Below are 14,381 nucleotides of genomic sequence, written 5' to 3'. Positions count from 1 at the left end.
TGCGGACCTTCCGGGGGCGGCGGTCAAGGGAGGGCCGGGGACCGGCCGCGGGGCGGTCAGGCGGCGACGCGGGAGGCCAGCAGCCCGGCGGCCTTGTCGGCGTCGGCCTCGGTGGTGGACAGGTGGAACGCGCAGCGCAGCCGCCCGGCCCGCACCGAGGCGATCACCCCGTTCGCGCGCAGCAGGTCGGCGGTGCCGTCGGTGACGGGCACCGACACGATCGCCGAGTCGCCGGGCTCCAGCCCGAGCGCGCTCTGGAAGCGGCGCGCCAGCGCCACGTCGTGCTCGTGGATCGCCGCGACGCCGACCCGCTCGATGAGTTCCAGGGCGGGGGCGTGCCCGGCCCAGCACTGCCACGCCGGCGACAGGTCCAGGCGCCGCGCGTCGGAGGCCAGCCGCAGCGGCGTGCCGTAGATGGAGTCCCAGATGTCGGCGCCGGCGTACCAGCCCGCGCCGACCGCCGGGAGCGAGGCCAGCGTCTCCTCGGTACCGGCGAGGAAGCAGGTGCCGCGCGGTCCGAGCAGCCACTTGTAGCCCGAGCACACCAGCCAGTCGGCGCGGCCGGCGGGCAGCGGCAGCCATCCGGCGGCCTGCGTGGCGTCCAGCAGGACGCGGGCGCCGCCGGCGTGCGCGGCGGTGATCAGCTCGTCCATGGGGGCGATGCGCCCGTCGGCCGACTGCACCGCCGACACCGCGACCAGGTCGGTGCCGGCGCCGGCGTGCTCGGCGATGCGTTCCAGCGGGACCTCCCGGACCTTCAGGTCGGGGCGGGCCAGGAACGGGAACAGCAGCGAGGTGAAGTCGCCCTCGGCGACCAGGACGCGGGCGCCGGCGGGCAGCGACGCCGCGACCAGCCCGACGAAGTAGGACGCCTGGGAGCCGGCGGCGACGCGGCTCGCGGGCAGCCCGACCAGCCGCGCGAACGCCTCGCGGGAGCGGGTGACGGCCTGGTCGAGGTCGGCCGGCACCAGCAGCCCGGCCGCGCGGTCCCGCTCGGCCGCCAGCATCGTCTCGTGCGCGGCGCGCGGCGGCAGTCCGTAGGTGGCGGTGTTGAGGTAGGCGACGCCGGCGGTGAACTCCCGCTGCGCCTCCTGCACGGAAAGGGTCATGCCCCGATGGTGGTACACGACCCTGCCATAGGACAAAGTACGGTTTTCTGGATGACCCATCAGTTCTGTTGATACCTTGCGGTCATGCTGGACCTGCATCGCGGGCGGATCCTGCGGGAGGTCGCCCGGCTCGGCTCGATGACGGCCGCCGCGCGGTCGCTGGCCTACACCCAGCCGGCGGTGTCGCACCACATCGCCCGGCTGGAGGCCGAGGTCGGCACCGCGCTGGTGGTGCGGCACGGCCGCGGCGTCCGGCTCACCGAGGCCGGCCGGGTCCTGGTCGAGCACGTCGAGGACGTCCTGGCCCGGATGGACGACGCCGAGGAGCGGATCGCCGCGATCGCCGGGCTGCGCGCCGGGCGGGTGCGGATCGCGGTGTTCCCCACCGCGGCGGCGGCGCTGCTGCCCGCCGCCCTCGCCGGGCTGCGCGACCGCGCCCCCGGCGTCACCGTCACCCTGATGGACGCCGAACCGCCGCAGGCGCTGGCGGCGCTGCGGGCCGGCGAGGTCGACGTGGCGGTGGTGTTCAACCACGAGCACCTGCCGCCCGACACCGACGCGCGGTTCCGCGAGGCGGTGCTGTGCCAGGACCCGATCCGGATCGCGCTGCCCGCCGGGCATCCGCTGGCCGCCGGGCCCGTCCGGCTCGCGGACCTGGCGGAGGAGACGTGGGCGTCGGGCTGCGCGCGCTGCCGCGACCACCTGCGGTGGGCGTGCGGGCGCGCCGGGTTCGTGCCGCGGATCGCGTTCGCCACCGACGACCACGTCGCCGTCCAGCGGCTCGTCGCGCACGGGCTGGCGGTCACCGCGCTGCCGGGCCTGGCGCTCGGGCTGCACCGCGAACCGGGCGTGACCGTCCCGGCCGCGCCCGACCTCGGCAAGCGCCGCATCGCCGCGCTGGTGCCGGCCGGGCCCCGACCGCCCGCGGTCGCCGCCCTGCTGGACGAGCTCGCCGCCGCAGGGTCCGCCGACGGCGGACAGGCCGCGTGACCTGCCAGGCGGCGTGACCTGTCAGGCCATGTGACCCGTCAGGACAGGTGGCGGTGCAGGGCGGTGAGGCGCGTCGCCGCCTTCAGCACCGCCTCGGTCAGCTCCGGCATCCGGTCGTCGCCGAACCGCACCGAGGGGCCCTGCAGCGCGACCGCCGCGAACGTCCGGCCCGCGCCGTCGCGGACCGGCGCCGCCACCGCGCGGACCCCGGCGAGGCGCTCCTCGTCGTTGACCGAGTAGCCGCGCTCGCGGGTCCGCGCCAGCTCGGCGGCGAGCTCGGTGCGCGTGGTGAGCGTGGAGGGGGTGAACCGCCGGTACGGCTCGCGCATCGCGACCTGGTCGTCCTCGAACGCCAGCAGCGCCTTGCCCATCGCGCAGGTGTGGATCGGGTTGCGGTCGCCGGGCGGCTGGTCGTAGCGCAGCGGGTGCGTGGAGGGCAGGTGCAGCAGCACCGCGACCTCGTCGCCCGCCCGCACGCCGAGGCTGACCGCCTCGCCGGTGCCGTCGCGCAGCGCGGTCAGCTCCGGCTGCAGCAGCGTGGAGCCCATCCGCTCCAGCGCCAGCCGGCCGAGGATCGCGGCGGTGGGGCCGAGGAAGTACCGCTCGGTCTGCGGGTCGCGGCCGAGCATGCCGGTGGCGTGCAGCGCGTGCACGATCCGGTGCGCGGTGCTCACCGACAGCCCGAGCCGGTGGGCGATCTCGGTGGGGGTCTGCCGGCCGGCGTCCTCGAAGGTGCGCAGCACCGCCACCGCCCGGTCGACCGTCTGCGTCCCCGGCTTGGGCCGGCGCCCGCCGGGTCCGCCGGGTTCCGCGGGCACCGCGCTCACCCGTCCTTCGGGCTCGGCGCCCACAGGCTCGGCAGGTTCACCACGATGCCCTCCTGCGTGCTGCGCGCGATCACCACGACCGCCTCCTCGTCACCGGACGGGTTCTCCTCGCGGTGCGGGACGTAGGGCGGGACGAACACGTAGTCGCCGGGCCCGGTCTCCACCCGGACCTCCCGCTCCCCCTCGGCGAACACGAACACCGGATGCCCCGACACCACGTAGATCGCCGTCTCGGCCTCGCCGTGGTGGTGGTCGCCGGAGCCGGTCGCGGGCGGCACGTGCGTGCGGCCCATCCACAGCCGCTCCGACCCCACGGTCGCGCCGGAGATCGCCTCGAACCGCCGCATCCCCGATGTCTGGGCGGTGTCGGAACGCAGCTGCGTCCCCCGGACACGCTCGATCCTGCCGTGCCAGGCCGCCGTTCCCCGCGCCTCGGTCTCGTCGGTCACGCGTCCCATCCTCGCACCGGGCCGGCGGCCGGGACGACCTGGGGACCCCGCCCGCCGGGGCGTGCGAGGATGGGCGCGTGGGATCCGCGACGATGACCCCGGCCGCACCCCTGACCCCCTCCCCGGCGGTGACCGCCCGGCACGGCGTCGGGTTCGCGATGAACCCGTGCGCGAGCCTGCTACGGCTGTACGCCGAGCACGGCCCGGTCGTGGCCGTCGGGACGCGCCGCCGGCCGTTCGTGCACCTGTTCGGCCCGGACGCCAACGCGTTCGTGTTCGCCAACTCCGCGCTGTTCCGCTGGCGGGAGGCGTTCGACCTGCTGGTGCCGGTGAACGGGGAGACCGCGCTGATCGTCAGCGACGGGCCCGACCACCGGCGCCGCCGCCGGCTGGTGCAGCCGGCGTTCCACCACCGCCGCGTCGACGGGTACGTCGCGCGGATCGCCGCCAACACCGACGCCGCGCTGGCGTCCTGGACGCCCGGCCGCACGCTGGACGCCTACGCCGAACTGCGCGGTGTGATCCGCCGCAGCACCGTGGAGGTGCTGTTCGGCGACCGGCTCGCCGACGACGCCGAGGTGATCGGCCGCGGCCTGCAGGTGGCGCTGGCCGGCATCGACCGCAACTTCGTGGCGCAGATGATGCTGCGGGCCCTGCCCAACCCGTACTGGCGGCGCGTCACCGCCTCCCGCGCGGCGGTCGCCCGGCGCGTGGACGAGGAGATCGAGCGGCGCCGCCGGGAGGGCGGCGACCACGACGACGTGCTCGGCATGCTGATGGCGGCCCGCGACGAGGACGGCTCGGGCCTGACCCGCCAGGAGCTGCAGGACCAGGTGATCAGCCTGATCTCGGCCGGCTACGACACCACCAGCGCGGCGATGGCGTGGGCGGTGTACGCGCTGCTGGTGCACCCGGACGCGGCCGGGCGGGCCCGCCGGGAGGTCGCCGAGGTGCTCGGCGACCGTCCGCCGGAGGCCGCCGACCTGCCGAGGCTCACCTACCTGGACGGGGTGGTGCAGGAGACGCTGCGGCTGTTCCCGCCGGCGGTGCTGAGCGCCCGCGTCCCCGTCGAGGACTTCGCCTACGCCGGGCACCGGATCCCGGCGGGCGCGATGGTGCTGTACTCCCCCTACGTCACCCACCGGATGCCGGAGGTGTGGCCGCAGGCGGGGCGGTTCCGGCCCGAGCGGTGGGATCCCGCCTCGGAGCTGTACCGCCCCACCGGCGCCTCGACGTTCCTGCCGTTCGGCGGCGGGCCGCACCGCTGCATCGGCTCCACGCTGGCGACCGTCGAGATCAAGACGATGCTCGCCTGCCTGCTGCGCGGCACCCGGCTGCGGCTGGTGTCGCCCGCGGTGACGCCGACCAGCGTCACCGCGATGCGGCCCCGCGGCGGCCTGCCCGTCCGCGTCCTGCCGGCCTGACCGGCTGCTGCCCGCTACTGCCCGCTGCGCAGGCAGACGCAGAACGGGTGCCCGGCCGGGTCGGTCAGCACCCGCCAGCGGTCGCCGCCGGGCTGGAAGTCGGGCTTGGCGCCGCCGATCTCGGTGACGTGCGCCTCGGCCTTGTCGAGGTCGTCGACGTAGAAGTCGAGGTGGTACTGCTGGGGCCGCTCTCCGGTCGGCCAGGTCGGCGGCTGGTGGTCGGGGACGCCCTGGAAGTAGATGTTCCGCCCGCCGGGCAGGGTGACCGCGGCGGCCTCGGCGGTGTCGAAGGTGACCTCGCCGCCGGTCAGCGCCGCGTAGAACGCCGCGAGCTTCGGCGGCTCCGGGCAGTCGATGTTGACGGCGACGAACTCCGCGATACCTGACATGTGTGTGCTCTCCCTGCCTGTCACGAGGTGATGAGGAGAGCTTGGCAGCAGAGACTGACACCTTCTGTCAGGTACGCGTGCCGGGTGGCCGCGATGTATCGGGCGCCGTGGCGGGCGGGCCGTCCGCTGCCTGGCGGGAGGGCGCGGCGGCGCGGGTGAGGCGGGTGCCGACGGCGGCGAGCCGCTCGGCGAGCTCCGGGGGTTCGACGACCTCGAAGTCCAGGTCGAGGTAGGCGATGCGCAGCGCGGTGTACTCCAGCGAGTCGGGCGCGGTGCGCAGCACGCAGGTGCGCTCGTCGACCGGTTCGACCTCGGCGCCGGTGACGCGGAACCGGTCGATGAGCTCCTCGGCGGAGGCGTGGACGGTCAGCACGGCCTGCCGCAGGGGCCGCGAGCGGGCCAGGGAGCGGGTGACGAACGCGGCGGCGTCGTCGGCGGGCAGGTCGCGGGGCGGGCAGCGGACGCCGGTGGGGTGCGGGCGGGACACGCGGTCGACGCGGAAGGTCCGCCAGTCCTCGCGTCCGGTGTCGTAGGCGACCAGGTACCAGCGGCGCCCGGCGGTGACCAGGCCGTGCGGGTCGGCGAGGCGGGAGGTGTCGGCGCCGCCGGTGTCGCGGTAGGCGAAGCGGATCCGTTCGCGGTCGCGGCTCGCGGCGGCCAGCACGGTGAGGGTCTCGGGGTCCACGGCGGGCCCGGCGGGCGGCCCGGTCAGCGGGGTGGTCGCGGCGTGCAGGGCGCCGACGCGGCGGCGCAGCCGGGCGGGCAGGATCTGCTCCAGCTTGGCCAGCGCCCGCACCGACGCCTCGCCGATGCCCTCGACCGCTCCGCCGGCGGCGCCCCGTAGCCCGACCGCGATCGCGACGGCCTCCTCGTCGTCCAGCAGCAGCGGCGGCAGGGCCGTGCCGGCCTCCAGCCGGTAGCCGCCGACCTTGCCGAGCGTGGCGTGGACGGGGTAGCCGAGGTCGCGCAGCCGTTCGACGTCGCGGCGGACGGTGCGGACGGTCACGCCGAGCCGTTCGCTCAGTTCCGGGCCGCTCCATTCGCGGCGGGTCTGCAGGAGGGACAGCAGTTGCAGCAGGCGCGCCGAGGACATGCCGCCAGTATGCCCGCCAATGAGGACCGTTCCTGACCTCATTGCTTCGTAGCGTGGGCGGCATGCACGGGGACGACATCATCATCAGCAGGGCACGGGAGAACAACCTCAAGGACGTTTCGCTGCGCATCCCCAAGGGGCGCCTGGTGGTGTTCACCGGGGTGTCGGGGTCGGGGAAGTCGTCGCTGGTGTTCGGGACGGTCGCGGTGGAGTCGCGGCGGCAGCTGGCCGAGACGTTCAGCTGGTTCGTCCGCGACCGGATGCCCAAGCACGAGCGGCCCGACGCCGACGCGATCGAGAACCTCGCGCCCGCCGTCGTGGTCGACCAGCGGCCCATCGGCGGCGGCGCCCGCTCCACGGTCGGGACGGCGTCGGAGATCCACCCGGTGCTGCGGGTGCTGTTCTCCCGCCACGGCGTCCCCAGCGCCGGCGAGGCGTCGGTCTACTCCTTCAACGACCCGCGCGGCATGTGCCCCGAATGCGACGGGCTCGGCCGCGTCACCCGCGTCGACCTGGACCGCTTCCTCGACACCTCCAAGACCCTCAACGAGGGCGCGGTGAACTTCCCGCCGTTCGGCGTCGGCACGTTCGTCTGGCAGCTGTACGCCGAGTCGGGGCTGTTCGACCCGGACAAGCCGCTGCGCGACTTCACCGCCGAGGAATGGGACCTGCTCCTGCACGGCAAGGGCTTCCGGGTGAAGCGGCTGAACCGGACGGGGTCGCTCGGCAACAACGCCTACGAGGGCCTCATCGAGCGGTTCGACCGCCTCTACATCAAACGCGACATCGACGCGCTGAAGGGGACGGTGCGGGACGCGGCGCGGCGGGTCGTGCGCGAGGAGGCGTGCCCGGAGTGCGGGGGCGCCCGGCTGAACGCGGCGGCGCGCGCGTCCCGGGTCGCCGGGCGGACGATCGCCGAGCTGTGCGCGCTGGAGATCGGCGACCTGATCGGGGTGCTGGAGGGCATCGGCGACCCGGTCGCCGCCTCCGTCGCCGGGGCGGCGGTGGCGCGGCTGCGGCGGCTGGCGGAGATCGGCCTCGGCTATCTCGGCCTGGACCGGGAGACCCGCACCCTGTCGGGCGGGGAGGCGCAGCGGCTGAAGGTCGTCCGGCACCTGGGGTCGAGCCTGACCGGGATGACGTACGTGTTCGACGAGCCGAGCGCCGGGCTGCACCCCCGCGACGTGGACCGGCTGGTCGCGCTGCTGCGGCGGCTGCGCGACAAGGGCAACACCGTGCTGGTGGTCGAGCACGACCCGGCCGTCATCGCCGCCGCCGACCACGTCGTGGACATGGGTCCGGGCGCGGGCGCCCGCGGCGGCGAGGTGGTGTTCACCGGGACCGCCGCCGGGCTGGCCGGCGCCGGCACCGCGACGGGACGCTCCCTGCGCCGCGTCCGCCCCGTCAAGCAGGCGTTCCGCGAGCCGTCGGGATGGCTGGCGGTGACCGGCGCGAACGCCCGCAACCTCGACGACGTCTCGGTGCGGTTCCCCGCCGCTGCGCTGACGGTGGTGACGGGCGTGGCGGGGTCGGGCAAGACCAGCCTGGTGATGGAGGAGTTCGCGGCGCGCCACGAGCACGCGGTGGTGGTGGACCAGTCGGCGATCACCGCGTCGCGGCGCTCCAGCCCCGCCACGTTCCTCGGCGCGATGGACCCGCTGCGCCGCCTGTTCGCGCGGGCCAACGGGGTCGACGCCGCGCTGTTCAGCCACAACTCCGCGGGCGCCTGCCCGGAATGCGACGGCGCCGGCGTCATCCGCACCGACCTGGCGTTCATGGACCCGGTCACCGTGCGGTGCGAGGCGTGCGGCGGACGCCGCTACCGCCCCGAGGCGCTGGCGCACACGCTGCGGGGCCGGTCCATCGCCGACGTGCTGGAGACACCCGCCGAGCAGGCGCTGGCGCTGTTCACCGGCGACGACGCGGCCGAGAAGGCGATCACCGCGCGGCTGCGCGCCCTCACCGACGTGGGCCTGGGGCACATGCCGCTCGGCCGCCCGCTGTCGTCGCTGTCGGGCGGGGAGCGGCAGCGGGTGAAGCTGGCGGCGCGGCTGCACCGCACCGGTCAGCTGTACCTGCTGGACGAGCCGACGACCGGCCTGCACGCCGACGACGTCGCGGCGCTGCTGGCGCTGCTGGACCGGCTCGTGGACGCCGGTGACACCGTCATCGTCGTCGAGCACGACCTGGCGGTGGTCAAGCACGCCGACTGGGTGATCGACCTCGGACCGGGTGGTGGCCGCGCCGGCGGCCGGGTGGTGTTCGAGGGCACCCCGGCGGGGCTGGTGGATGCGGAGGGTTCGGTCACCGCCGAGTTCCTGCGCCGCTCCCTCGGCGCCGGTGCCGAGGGAGCGGCCGCGAGCTGACGCGCCGCGGCCGTCCACGCGCCGTCTCGCGGACGGCGGTCATTCGTCGCCGAGCACCACCGTCTTGTGCGGCGTCGAGGCGGGGGTGAGGCTGTCGTTGAGGACCAGTGCACCGCCGGCCGTGCTCTGGATGCCGTACAGGCGACCGGGCCGGGGGAACGCCGGGGACACGCGGGCCAGCAGCGCGCCGGTCCGGGCGTCGTTGACGTCGACGTGGTCGACGATCTCCCCGCCGTGGTCGCTGGTGAGGGTGTAGACGCGTCCGTCGGCGACGGCCATCGGGGATCTGAGCTGCGTCGTCTCGTCGGCGCCGGGGAAGGGGAAGCTCCAGAGCCGGCGCCCGGAGACGGGGTCGGTGGCGCAGATCCCGTCGCGGTGGTCGCGATCGGAGTGGATCCGGCACGGGCCATAACCGGTCTCGGCGTCGAAGATCTTGCCGTCGCCGTCGATGGGCTGGCGGTGCTCACCGAGCTGCGCGCCGGTCGTGGCGTCGTAGACGGCCTCCCGTTCCAGCGTCCAGACCACCATTCTGTTGCGGTCGAGGGCGTCGACCTTGACGGGGAGCTCGCGGGCGAGATCCCTGCCCGGCCACCAGCTCGCGAAGCTCTTGCTCCACAGGCGGCGTCCGGTGGCGGCGTCGTAGCCTTCCAGCAGCAGCCCGGTCCCCGGGCACTCGCGGCGGAGGATCAGCGTGGTTCCGATGGTGCCGCCCGCCCCCTCTTCGCACCGGTCGCGCAGCCGCCAGCGCCGGTGACCCGTCGCCGGGTCCAGCACGCTCACGTCCTGGTAGGCGGGTATGGCGACCACCCGGCCGATGGAGGACGAGCCGCGGCCCAGCACGACCGGATCGCCGGGGACCGTACGGTCCCAGCGCACCTTGCCGGTCCGCACGTCGAGCATCATGGCCGTCATCGGCGCATCGGTGTCGTCGGTGTCGTGGTCGACATGGGCCCACACCGTCAGCAGCCGTCCGGTGGACGGATCGAGGTCGGCGTCGACCAGCCGGTGATCGCGGCGGGTGAGCCGCCAGTAGATGGTGAACGGGCGGACGCCGTACGCCGCCACCGAGCCGGAGTTGCGGGCCGCCCGGATCACGATGCCGCGGTAGGTGAGGACATCGAACGGATAGGTCATCATCACGAACCGCGGGTGCTGCGGGGCCTGTGCGGCGATCGCCGCGGGAAAGGCGCCGTGCGGGCCGTACAGCCTCCAGTCCGGGCGGTTGTGGCGGGCGTCCCACTGCAGCCACAGTCCGGAGGCGACCACCATGATCCCGGCCGTGACCGCGGCGGTGGCGGGCGAGGGGACGCGCACTCGGCGGCGCGGCGTGGGCGGGCCGTCCTGACCGCCGGTGCGGATCGCGGACTCCAGCCGCTCCAGGCGTTCGAGCCGCCGCACCGCCGAGGCCGGGGTAACGATCGCGGCGCCGACGAGGATGGCTGCGGTGCCGAGCGTCTGCTTGTCATGGGATGCGATGAGCATGGCCGCGCTCATGACGAGCGCCGCCACCGGCGTCCCCAGATACATCCACCCGTACCGGTGGATCTGGCGGCGTGCGAACGCGCTCAGCGCGAGTGTCGGCTCGTCCAGGGCCGGGTCGGCGGGCGGGACGCATTTGCGGACGGCGCGCGCGACCGCCGCGCGTTCGGTGACGGGCAGCCGCCGGACCGGTTCGGGGAGGTTGCGGCTCTGCCAGCGCCGGTCGCCGAACCGGCTCAGCATTCCGCGCGGCGCGGACGGGGGTGTGGGCGGCTGTTCTGGGCGGACCGCGGGCTCGGGCATGCCACCGTTTCCGGACGTTCGACGGGATTCGGCGCGGGGTGATCCACTTATACAGGATCGGTCCGACAGCGTCCGTCAGATCCGTCAGGAAGGGCGGTCCGGTCTTCGGGGGCGGCCGGTGGTCGGCCCCGGTGGGTGGTCAGTCGGGTGGGGCGAGGCGGGCGGGGAAGCCGCCGGTCGCGAGGGGGCCCCAGCGGTCGATGGTGACGCGGATGAGGGACTTGTCCTGGCGGCGCATCGCCTCGCGGTACTCGTCCCAGTCGGGGTGCTCGCCGGCGATGCAGCGGTAGTAGTCGACCAGGGCGTCGGCGGCCTCGGGCATGTCGAGGACCTCGGCGGTCCCGTCGACCTGCACGTAGGGGCCGTTCCAGTCATCGGACAGCACGCACAGCGACACCCGCGCGTCGCGGCGGGCGTTGCGGGCCTTGACGCGCTCGGGGTAGGTGGACACCACGATGCGGCCTTCGGTGTCGACGCCGCAGGTGACCGGTGACAGCTGCGGACGGCCGTCGGAGCGGGTCGTGGCGATCAGCGCGCGGTGCCGGGGCCGCAGGAACTCCAGCAGTTCGGAGCGTTCGACGCGGTTCGCGGTGGCGATCGAAGGAGCCATGCCTCCACCTTAGGGACGCCCCGGACGGCGCCGGTTGTCGCCCCGCACAATGATCGCCGGGAAGTTTTGAGGGCCCACCAGTTCATCGCCGTCCGGCCGGGCCGCATCATGGCGGGCGTCCCCTCTCCCCCACCGCCCGATGAGGATCGCCATGCGCACCCCCCGCACGTCCGCAGTCCTGCTCGGCACCGCGCTGCTGCCCGGCGACCGGCCGGCGCCGCCCGCCCGCGCCGCCGCCTACGCGCTGGCGCCCGCCGCGTCCTCGACGCGGTTGGCGGCCGCGGCGCCGCGGCTGGCCACGGCCGTCAACTTCCGCGACCTCGGCGGTTACGCCACCGCCGACGGCCGTCACGTCCGCAGCGGCGTGGCGTACCGGTCCAACTCGCTGGCGAACCTGTCGGCGGCCGACCAGCAGACGCTGCTGGACCTCGGGATCAGCCTGGACGTGGACCTGCGCAACGCCAAGGAGCGCTCCGACGACCCGGACCGGCTGCCCGCCGGGATCGCCTACAAGGTCGCCGACGTCGAGGACCTGACGCACGGGATCTCCTTCGCGAACCCGGCGCTGGGCGGTCTGCTGTACGGGTTCCTGATGGGGCTGCTGACCGGGTCGTCCAACCTCGGGCAGTCCATCGCCTACCCGTTCATGGTGGACTTCGGCGGGGCGAGCCGCGCCTACCGCGACCTGCTGACCTCGATCGCCGCCAATCCGGGTGCGACGGTGTTCCACTGCACGGCCGGCAAGGACCGCACGGGGTGGGGCGCGGCGGTGCTGCTGACGATCCTCGGCGTCCCGAAGGCGACGGTGTACCAGGACTACCTGGCCAGCAACGCCTACCTCGGCCGGCCGGACGCGGTGGAGTCGTCGTGGCTGGACGAGGCGTTCCACGAGGTCGACCAGGCCTACGGCGGCTTCGACGGCTACGTCCACCAGGGCCTTGGCCTGAGCGACGCGACGGTCGCGGCGCTGCGCGCCCGGCTGCTGACCTCCTGACCCGGGCGGCATGTCGGCCGGTGCCGGGCCCGTAGGCTGCCGTTCCATGATCGATCGGACGTCGTCGTACCTGGCCGGGCTGTTCTCGCTGGAGGGCAGGACGGCGGTGGTGACGGGCGGCAGCTCGGGGATCGGGCGGGCCATCGCACTGGCGCTGGCGCGGGCGGGCGCGTCGGTCGTGGTCGTCGCGCGCCGCGAGCGCGAACTGGCCGACGCGGTCGCGGACCTGCGGTCCCACGGGTGCCGGGCGGCGTGGGTCGGCGCGGACCTCGGGTCGCGGCAGGGGGTGGCGGAGGCGGCGCGGGGCGCCGTGGAGCCGTTCGGCGAGCCCGACATCGTGGTCAGCGCGGCCGGGATCAACCTGCGGCCGCCGATGCAGGAGCTGGGCGAGGAGGTGTGGGACGCCACGATGGCGGTGAACCTGGACGCGCCGTTCCTGCTCGGGCAGCGGTTCGGGCCGGGGATGGCCGAGCGGGGGTTCGGGCGGCTGATCCACATCGCCTCGCAGCAGGCGTTCCGGGCGTTCGTCACCAGCGGCGCCTACGGGGTGTCGAAGGCGGGGCTGGTGGCGCTGGCGCGGTCGCAGGCGGAGGCGTGGTCGGCGCGCGGCGTCACCGCCAACGCCCTGGTGCCGGGGTTCGTGCTGACGCCGCTGAACGCGCGGCTGCAGGACGATCCGGCGCGCGTGGAGGAGCTCGCGGCGCGGACGATGACCGGCCGCAACGGCGTCGCCGAGGACTTCGCGGGCGCGGCGGTGTTCCTGTCCTCGCCGGCCTCGTCCTACGTCACCGGGCAGGCGATCTTCGTGGACGGCGGGTTCTCCGTCCACTGACCCGGGCGGCGGGCGCGCCGGGGCGGGGTCAGTCCCACAGGCCGGTGGCGCGGACGGCGTCGGCGGGGTCGGTGGCGTGCACGATCCCGGCGACGGGCCGGCCGTCCTCGTCGTGGACGAGCCAGCCGCCGAGCTGCACGACCGGGACGCGTCCGGCGCGCAGCGCCAGCGCCAGCTCCGACAGGGTGCCCCAGGATCCGCCGACGACGATGACGGCGTCGGCGGCGTTGACGATGAGGTTGTTGCGGGCCTGGCCGAGCCCGGTCGGCAGCGCGACGGTCAGGTCGGGGCCGGCGGCGGACCGGTCGGCGGCGGGCAGCACCCCGACCACGGTGCCGCCGGCGGAGCGGGCGCCGGCGGCGACGGCGGCCATGACGCCGCCGTGCCCGCCGCAGACCACCACGGCGCCGCGGGCGGCCAGCAGCCGCCCGGTCTCGTGGGCGCGGTCCCAGTCGCGTTCGGTGCACTCGGCGGGCCCGCACACCGCGACCTGCACGGCCATCGGGCGCCCGCTACCGCGCGCCGTGTCGTTCGGCGATCCGGTCGATCACCGCGGCGAGGTCGAAGTCCTTGCCGGTCAGCCCGCCGGCGCTGTGGGTGGACAGCGCGAAGGCCAGGGTCCGCCACCGGATGTCGATGTCGGGGTGGTGGTCGGCGTCCTCGGCGGCGCGGGCGACGTCGTCCACCACCGCGATGCCCTCCAGGAACGAGGGCGCCTTCACCTCCCGGCGGATCTCGTCGCCGTTCCTGGTCCAGTCGGGCAGGGCGCGCAGGCGGTCGGCGACGTCGGTGTCGTCGAGCGTGTCGGCCATCGGTGATCACTCCCTGTCGTCGGGGCGTCGCGGTCTCCTGTCCGAGTACATCACGGACCGCGGCGGGCTCTGTGGCGCGGGTCACGCGGGTCATGGGGTTCCGGACGCGCCGGCCGACAGGTCGTACAGGGTGGCGCCGCCGACGGTGGCGGCCTTGAAGGTCGCGGCGACCCATTCGCTGATCTTCTGGGCGTCGTCGCTGCCGGTGCCGCCGCCGCGGCCCATCATCGTCCCGCCGCCGCCGACGAAGTAGTGGATCTTCCCTTGGCGGACGAGGCTCTGGAACCGCGCGAGGGTGGGGGCGGGGTCGGTGCCGTTGAAGCCGCCGACCGCCATGACCGGCTCGCCGGCGGCGAGCTGGTAGCCGGCGGCGGTGTTGGACCCGATCGCGGCGGCGGCCCAGGTGTAGGACCGGGCGTTCGCCTTGAGCGCGGCGGTGACCTGCGCGCTGGGCGTTCCGGCGTTGAGGAGCCCGCCCGGGCCGCCACCCGCGCCGCCGCCGGGGCCGCCGGCTCGTCCGCCGCCGAACCCGCCCGGCGCCCCGCCCCGGGAGGTGCCCTGTGATGTGCCCTGTGATGTGCCTTGGCCGGTTCCCTGGCCGCCGGTTCCGCGTCCGGGGACGCCGGCGCCGGGCTGCCCGCCGCCCTGCTGCGGGCCGAGGCCCTGGCCGCGGTTCCAGCCGCCGCCGGGGCGGCCGGCTCCGC

Annotated in this window: 14 protein-coding genes and 1 pseudogene; 5 read left to right on the top strand and 10 right to left on the bottom strand. The window is 75.2% G+C overall.

What is annotated here, in order from left to right:
- Nucleotides 1-56 precede the first annotated feature (56 nt).
- Complete coding sequence (locus ABD296_RS25525) at nucleotides 57-1,109, bottom strand: aminotransferase class V-fold PLP-dependent enzyme (protein WP_344271957.1); 1,053 nt, start codon at nucleotides 1,107-1,109, stop codon at nucleotides 57-59.
- A gap of 84 nt (nucleotides 1,110-1,193) precedes the next feature.
- Here ABD296_RS25525 and ABD296_RS25520 point away from each other — a divergent pair, with 84 nt between their 5' ends.
- A complete protein-coding gene (locus ABD296_RS25520; RefSeq protein ID WP_344271954.1) occupies nucleotides 1,194-2,099 on the top strand; it encodes a LysR family transcriptional regulator in 906 nt (301 codons plus the stop codon).
- Nucleotides 2,100-2,137: 38 nt separating this feature from the next.
- On the opposite strand, the gene ABD296_RS25515 is transcribed toward ABD296_RS25520, so the two are convergent.
- Nucleotides 2,138-2,926 (bottom strand): IclR family transcriptional regulator, encoded by a 789-nt coding sequence (locus tag ABD296_RS25515; protein ID WP_344271951.1) that lies wholly within the window; start codon nucleotides 2,924-2,926, stop codon nucleotides 2,138-2,140.
- The gene (locus ABD296_RS25510) at nucleotides 2,923-3,375 is read right to left on the bottom strand and encodes a cupin domain-containing protein (protein WP_344271949.1); all 453 of its coding nucleotides are present in this window, start codon (nucleotides 3,373-3,375) and stop codon (nucleotides 2,923-2,925) included. Before ABD296_RS25510 ends, ABD296_RS25515 begins: the two co-directional genes overlap by 4 nt.
- A 77-nt stretch (nucleotides 3,376-3,452) precedes the next feature.
- Here ABD296_RS25510 and ABD296_RS25505 point away from each other — a divergent pair, with 77 nt between their 5' ends.
- Nucleotides 3,453-4,799, top strand: coding sequence for a cytochrome P450 (locus ABD296_RS25505; RefSeq protein WP_344271947.1), 1,347 nt, complete (start codon nucleotides 3,453-3,455; stop codon nucleotides 4,797-4,799).
- Nucleotides 4,800-4,813: 14 nt separating this feature from the next.
- Here the strand turns inward: ABD296_RS25505 and ABD296_RS25500 are convergent, their stop codons facing one another.
- The gene (locus ABD296_RS25500) at nucleotides 4,814-5,188 is read right to left on the bottom strand and encodes a VOC family protein (protein ID WP_344271944.1); all 375 of its coding nucleotides are present in this window, start codon (nucleotides 5,186-5,188) and stop codon (nucleotides 4,814-4,816) included.
- A 67-nt stretch (nucleotides 5,189-5,255) separates the two neighbouring features.
- Nucleotides 5,256-6,281 carry a helix-turn-helix transcriptional regulator gene (locus tag ABD296_RS25495; protein ID WP_344271941.1) on the bottom strand — a complete coding sequence of 342 codons (1,026 nt, stop codon included), beginning with the start codon at nucleotides 6,279-6,281 and terminating at the stop codon, nucleotides 5,256-5,258.
- A 62-nt stretch (nucleotides 6,282-6,343) separates the two neighbouring features.
- On the opposite strand from ABD296_RS25495, the gene ABD296_RS25490 reads away from it, so the two are divergent.
- Nucleotides 6,344-8,647: an ATP-binding cassette domain-containing protein gene (locus ABD296_RS25490; RefSeq protein ID WP_344271938.1), complete on the top strand. Its 2,304-nt coding sequence runs from the start codon at nucleotides 6,344-6,346 to the stop codon at nucleotides 8,645-8,647.
- A 39-nt stretch (nucleotides 8,648-8,686) separates the two neighbouring features.
- Here ABD296_RS25490 and ABD296_RS25485 read toward each other — a convergent pair whose 3' ends face one another.
- Nucleotides 8,687-10,429, bottom strand: coding sequence for an outer membrane protein assembly factor BamB family protein (locus ABD296_RS25485; protein ID WP_344271935.1), 1,743 nt, complete (start codon nucleotides 10,427-10,429; stop codon nucleotides 8,687-8,689).
- 139 nt (nucleotides 10,430-10,568) lie between these two features.
- The gene (locus tag ABD296_RS25480; RefSeq protein ID WP_344271932.1) at nucleotides 10,569-11,039 is read right to left on the bottom strand and encodes a PPOX class F420-dependent oxidoreductase; all 471 of its coding nucleotides are present in this window, start codon (nucleotides 11,037-11,039) and stop codon (nucleotides 10,569-10,571) included.
- A 151-nt stretch (nucleotides 11,040-11,190) separates the two neighbouring features.
- On the opposite strand from ABD296_RS25480, the gene ABD296_RS25475 reads away from it, so the two are divergent.
- Both ABD296_RS25475 and ABD296_RS25470 read left to right on the top strand, forming a co-directional pair.
- Nucleotides 11,191-12,033, top strand: coding sequence for a tyrosine-protein phosphatase (locus tag ABD296_RS25475; protein ID WP_344271929.1), 843 nt, complete (start codon nucleotides 11,191-11,193; stop codon nucleotides 12,031-12,033).
- A gap of 46 nt (nucleotides 12,034-12,079) precedes the next feature.
- The gene (locus tag ABD296_RS25470; protein ID WP_344271927.1) at nucleotides 12,080-12,865 is read left to right on the top strand and encodes an SDR family NAD(P)-dependent oxidoreductase; all 786 of its coding nucleotides are present in this window, start codon (nucleotides 12,080-12,082) and stop codon (nucleotides 12,863-12,865) included.
- A 28-nt stretch (nucleotides 12,866-12,893) separates the two neighbouring features.
- Here the strand turns inward: ABD296_RS25470 and ABD296_RS25465 are convergent, their stop codons facing one another.
- The 3 genes and pseudogenes from ABD296_RS25465 to ABD296_RS25455 all read right to left on the bottom strand — a co-directional run.
- A complete protein-coding gene (locus ABD296_RS25465; RefSeq protein WP_344271924.1) occupies nucleotides 12,894-13,367 on the bottom strand; it encodes a TIGR00725 family protein in 474 nt (157 codons plus the stop codon).
- 10 nt (nucleotides 13,368-13,377) lie between these two features.
- Nucleotides 13,378-13,677 carry a 4a-hydroxytetrahydrobiopterin dehydratase gene (locus tag ABD296_RS25460; RefSeq protein WP_344271921.1) on the bottom strand — a complete coding sequence of 100 codons (300 nt, stop codon included), beginning with the start codon at nucleotides 13,675-13,677 and terminating at the stop codon, nucleotides 13,378-13,380.
- A 90-nt stretch (nucleotides 13,678-13,767) separates the two neighbouring features.
- Nucleotides 13,768-14,381: pseudogene (locus ABD296_RS25455) on the bottom strand (glycosyl transferase); the annotation flags it as partial.

It is taken from the genome of Actinomadura napierensis, assembly GCF_039529375.1.
In the GTDB taxonomy this organism is placed as follows: domain Bacteria; phylum Actinomycetota; class Actinomycetes; order Streptosporangiales; family Streptosporangiaceae; genus Spirillospora; species Spirillospora napierensis.
Note: the sequence above shows the minus strand (reverse complement) of the source record. Positions and strands in the feature narration are given on the sequence as shown.

What these genes read in the sequence shown, in the direction of transcription:
- ABD296_RS25525 (WP_344271957.1), bottom strand. Translation starts at nt 1,109, where the DNA reads ATGACCCTTTCCGTGCAGGAGGCGCAGCGGGAGTTCACCGCCGGCGTC.
- ABD296_RS25520 (WP_344271954.1), top strand. Translation starts at nt 1,194, where the DNA reads ATGCTGGACCTGCATCGCGGGCGGATCCTGCGGGAGGTCGCCCGGCTC.
- ABD296_RS25500 (WP_344271944.1), bottom strand. Translation starts at nt 5,188, where the DNA reads ATGTCAGGTATCGCGGAGTTCGTCGCCGTCAACATCGACTGCCCGGAG.
- ABD296_RS25495 (WP_344271941.1), bottom strand. Translation starts at nt 6,281, where the DNA reads ATGTCCTCGGCGCGCCTGCTGCAACTGCTGTCCCTCCTGCAGACCCGC.
- ABD296_RS25490 (WP_344271938.1), top strand. Translation starts at nt 6,344, where the DNA reads ATGCACGGGGACGACATCATCATCAGCAGGGCACGGGAGAACAACCTC.
- ABD296_RS25485 (WP_344271935.1), bottom strand. Translation starts at nt 10,429, where the DNA reads ATGCCCGAGCCCGCGGTCCGCCCAGAACAGCCGCCCACACCCCCGTCC.
- ABD296_RS25480 (WP_344271932.1), bottom strand. Translation starts at nt 11,039, where the DNA reads ATGGCTCCTTCGATCGCCACCGCGAACCGCGTCGAACGCTCCGAACTG.
- ABD296_RS25475 (WP_344271929.1), top strand. Translation starts at nt 11,191, where the DNA reads ATGCGCACCCCCCGCACGTCCGCAGTCCTGCTCGGCACCGCGCTGCTG.
- ABD296_RS25470 (WP_344271927.1), top strand. Translation starts at nt 12,080, where the DNA reads ATGATCGATCGGACGTCGTCGTACCTGGCCGGGCTGTTCTCGCTGGAG.
- ABD296_RS25465 (WP_344271924.1), bottom strand. Translation starts at nt 13,367, where the DNA reads ATGGCCGTGCAGGTCGCGGTGTGCGGGCCCGCCGAGTGCACCGAACGC.
- ABD296_RS25460 (WP_344271921.1), bottom strand. Translation starts at nt 13,677, where the DNA reads ATGGCCGACACGCTCGACGACACCGACGTCGCCGACCGCCTGCGCGCC.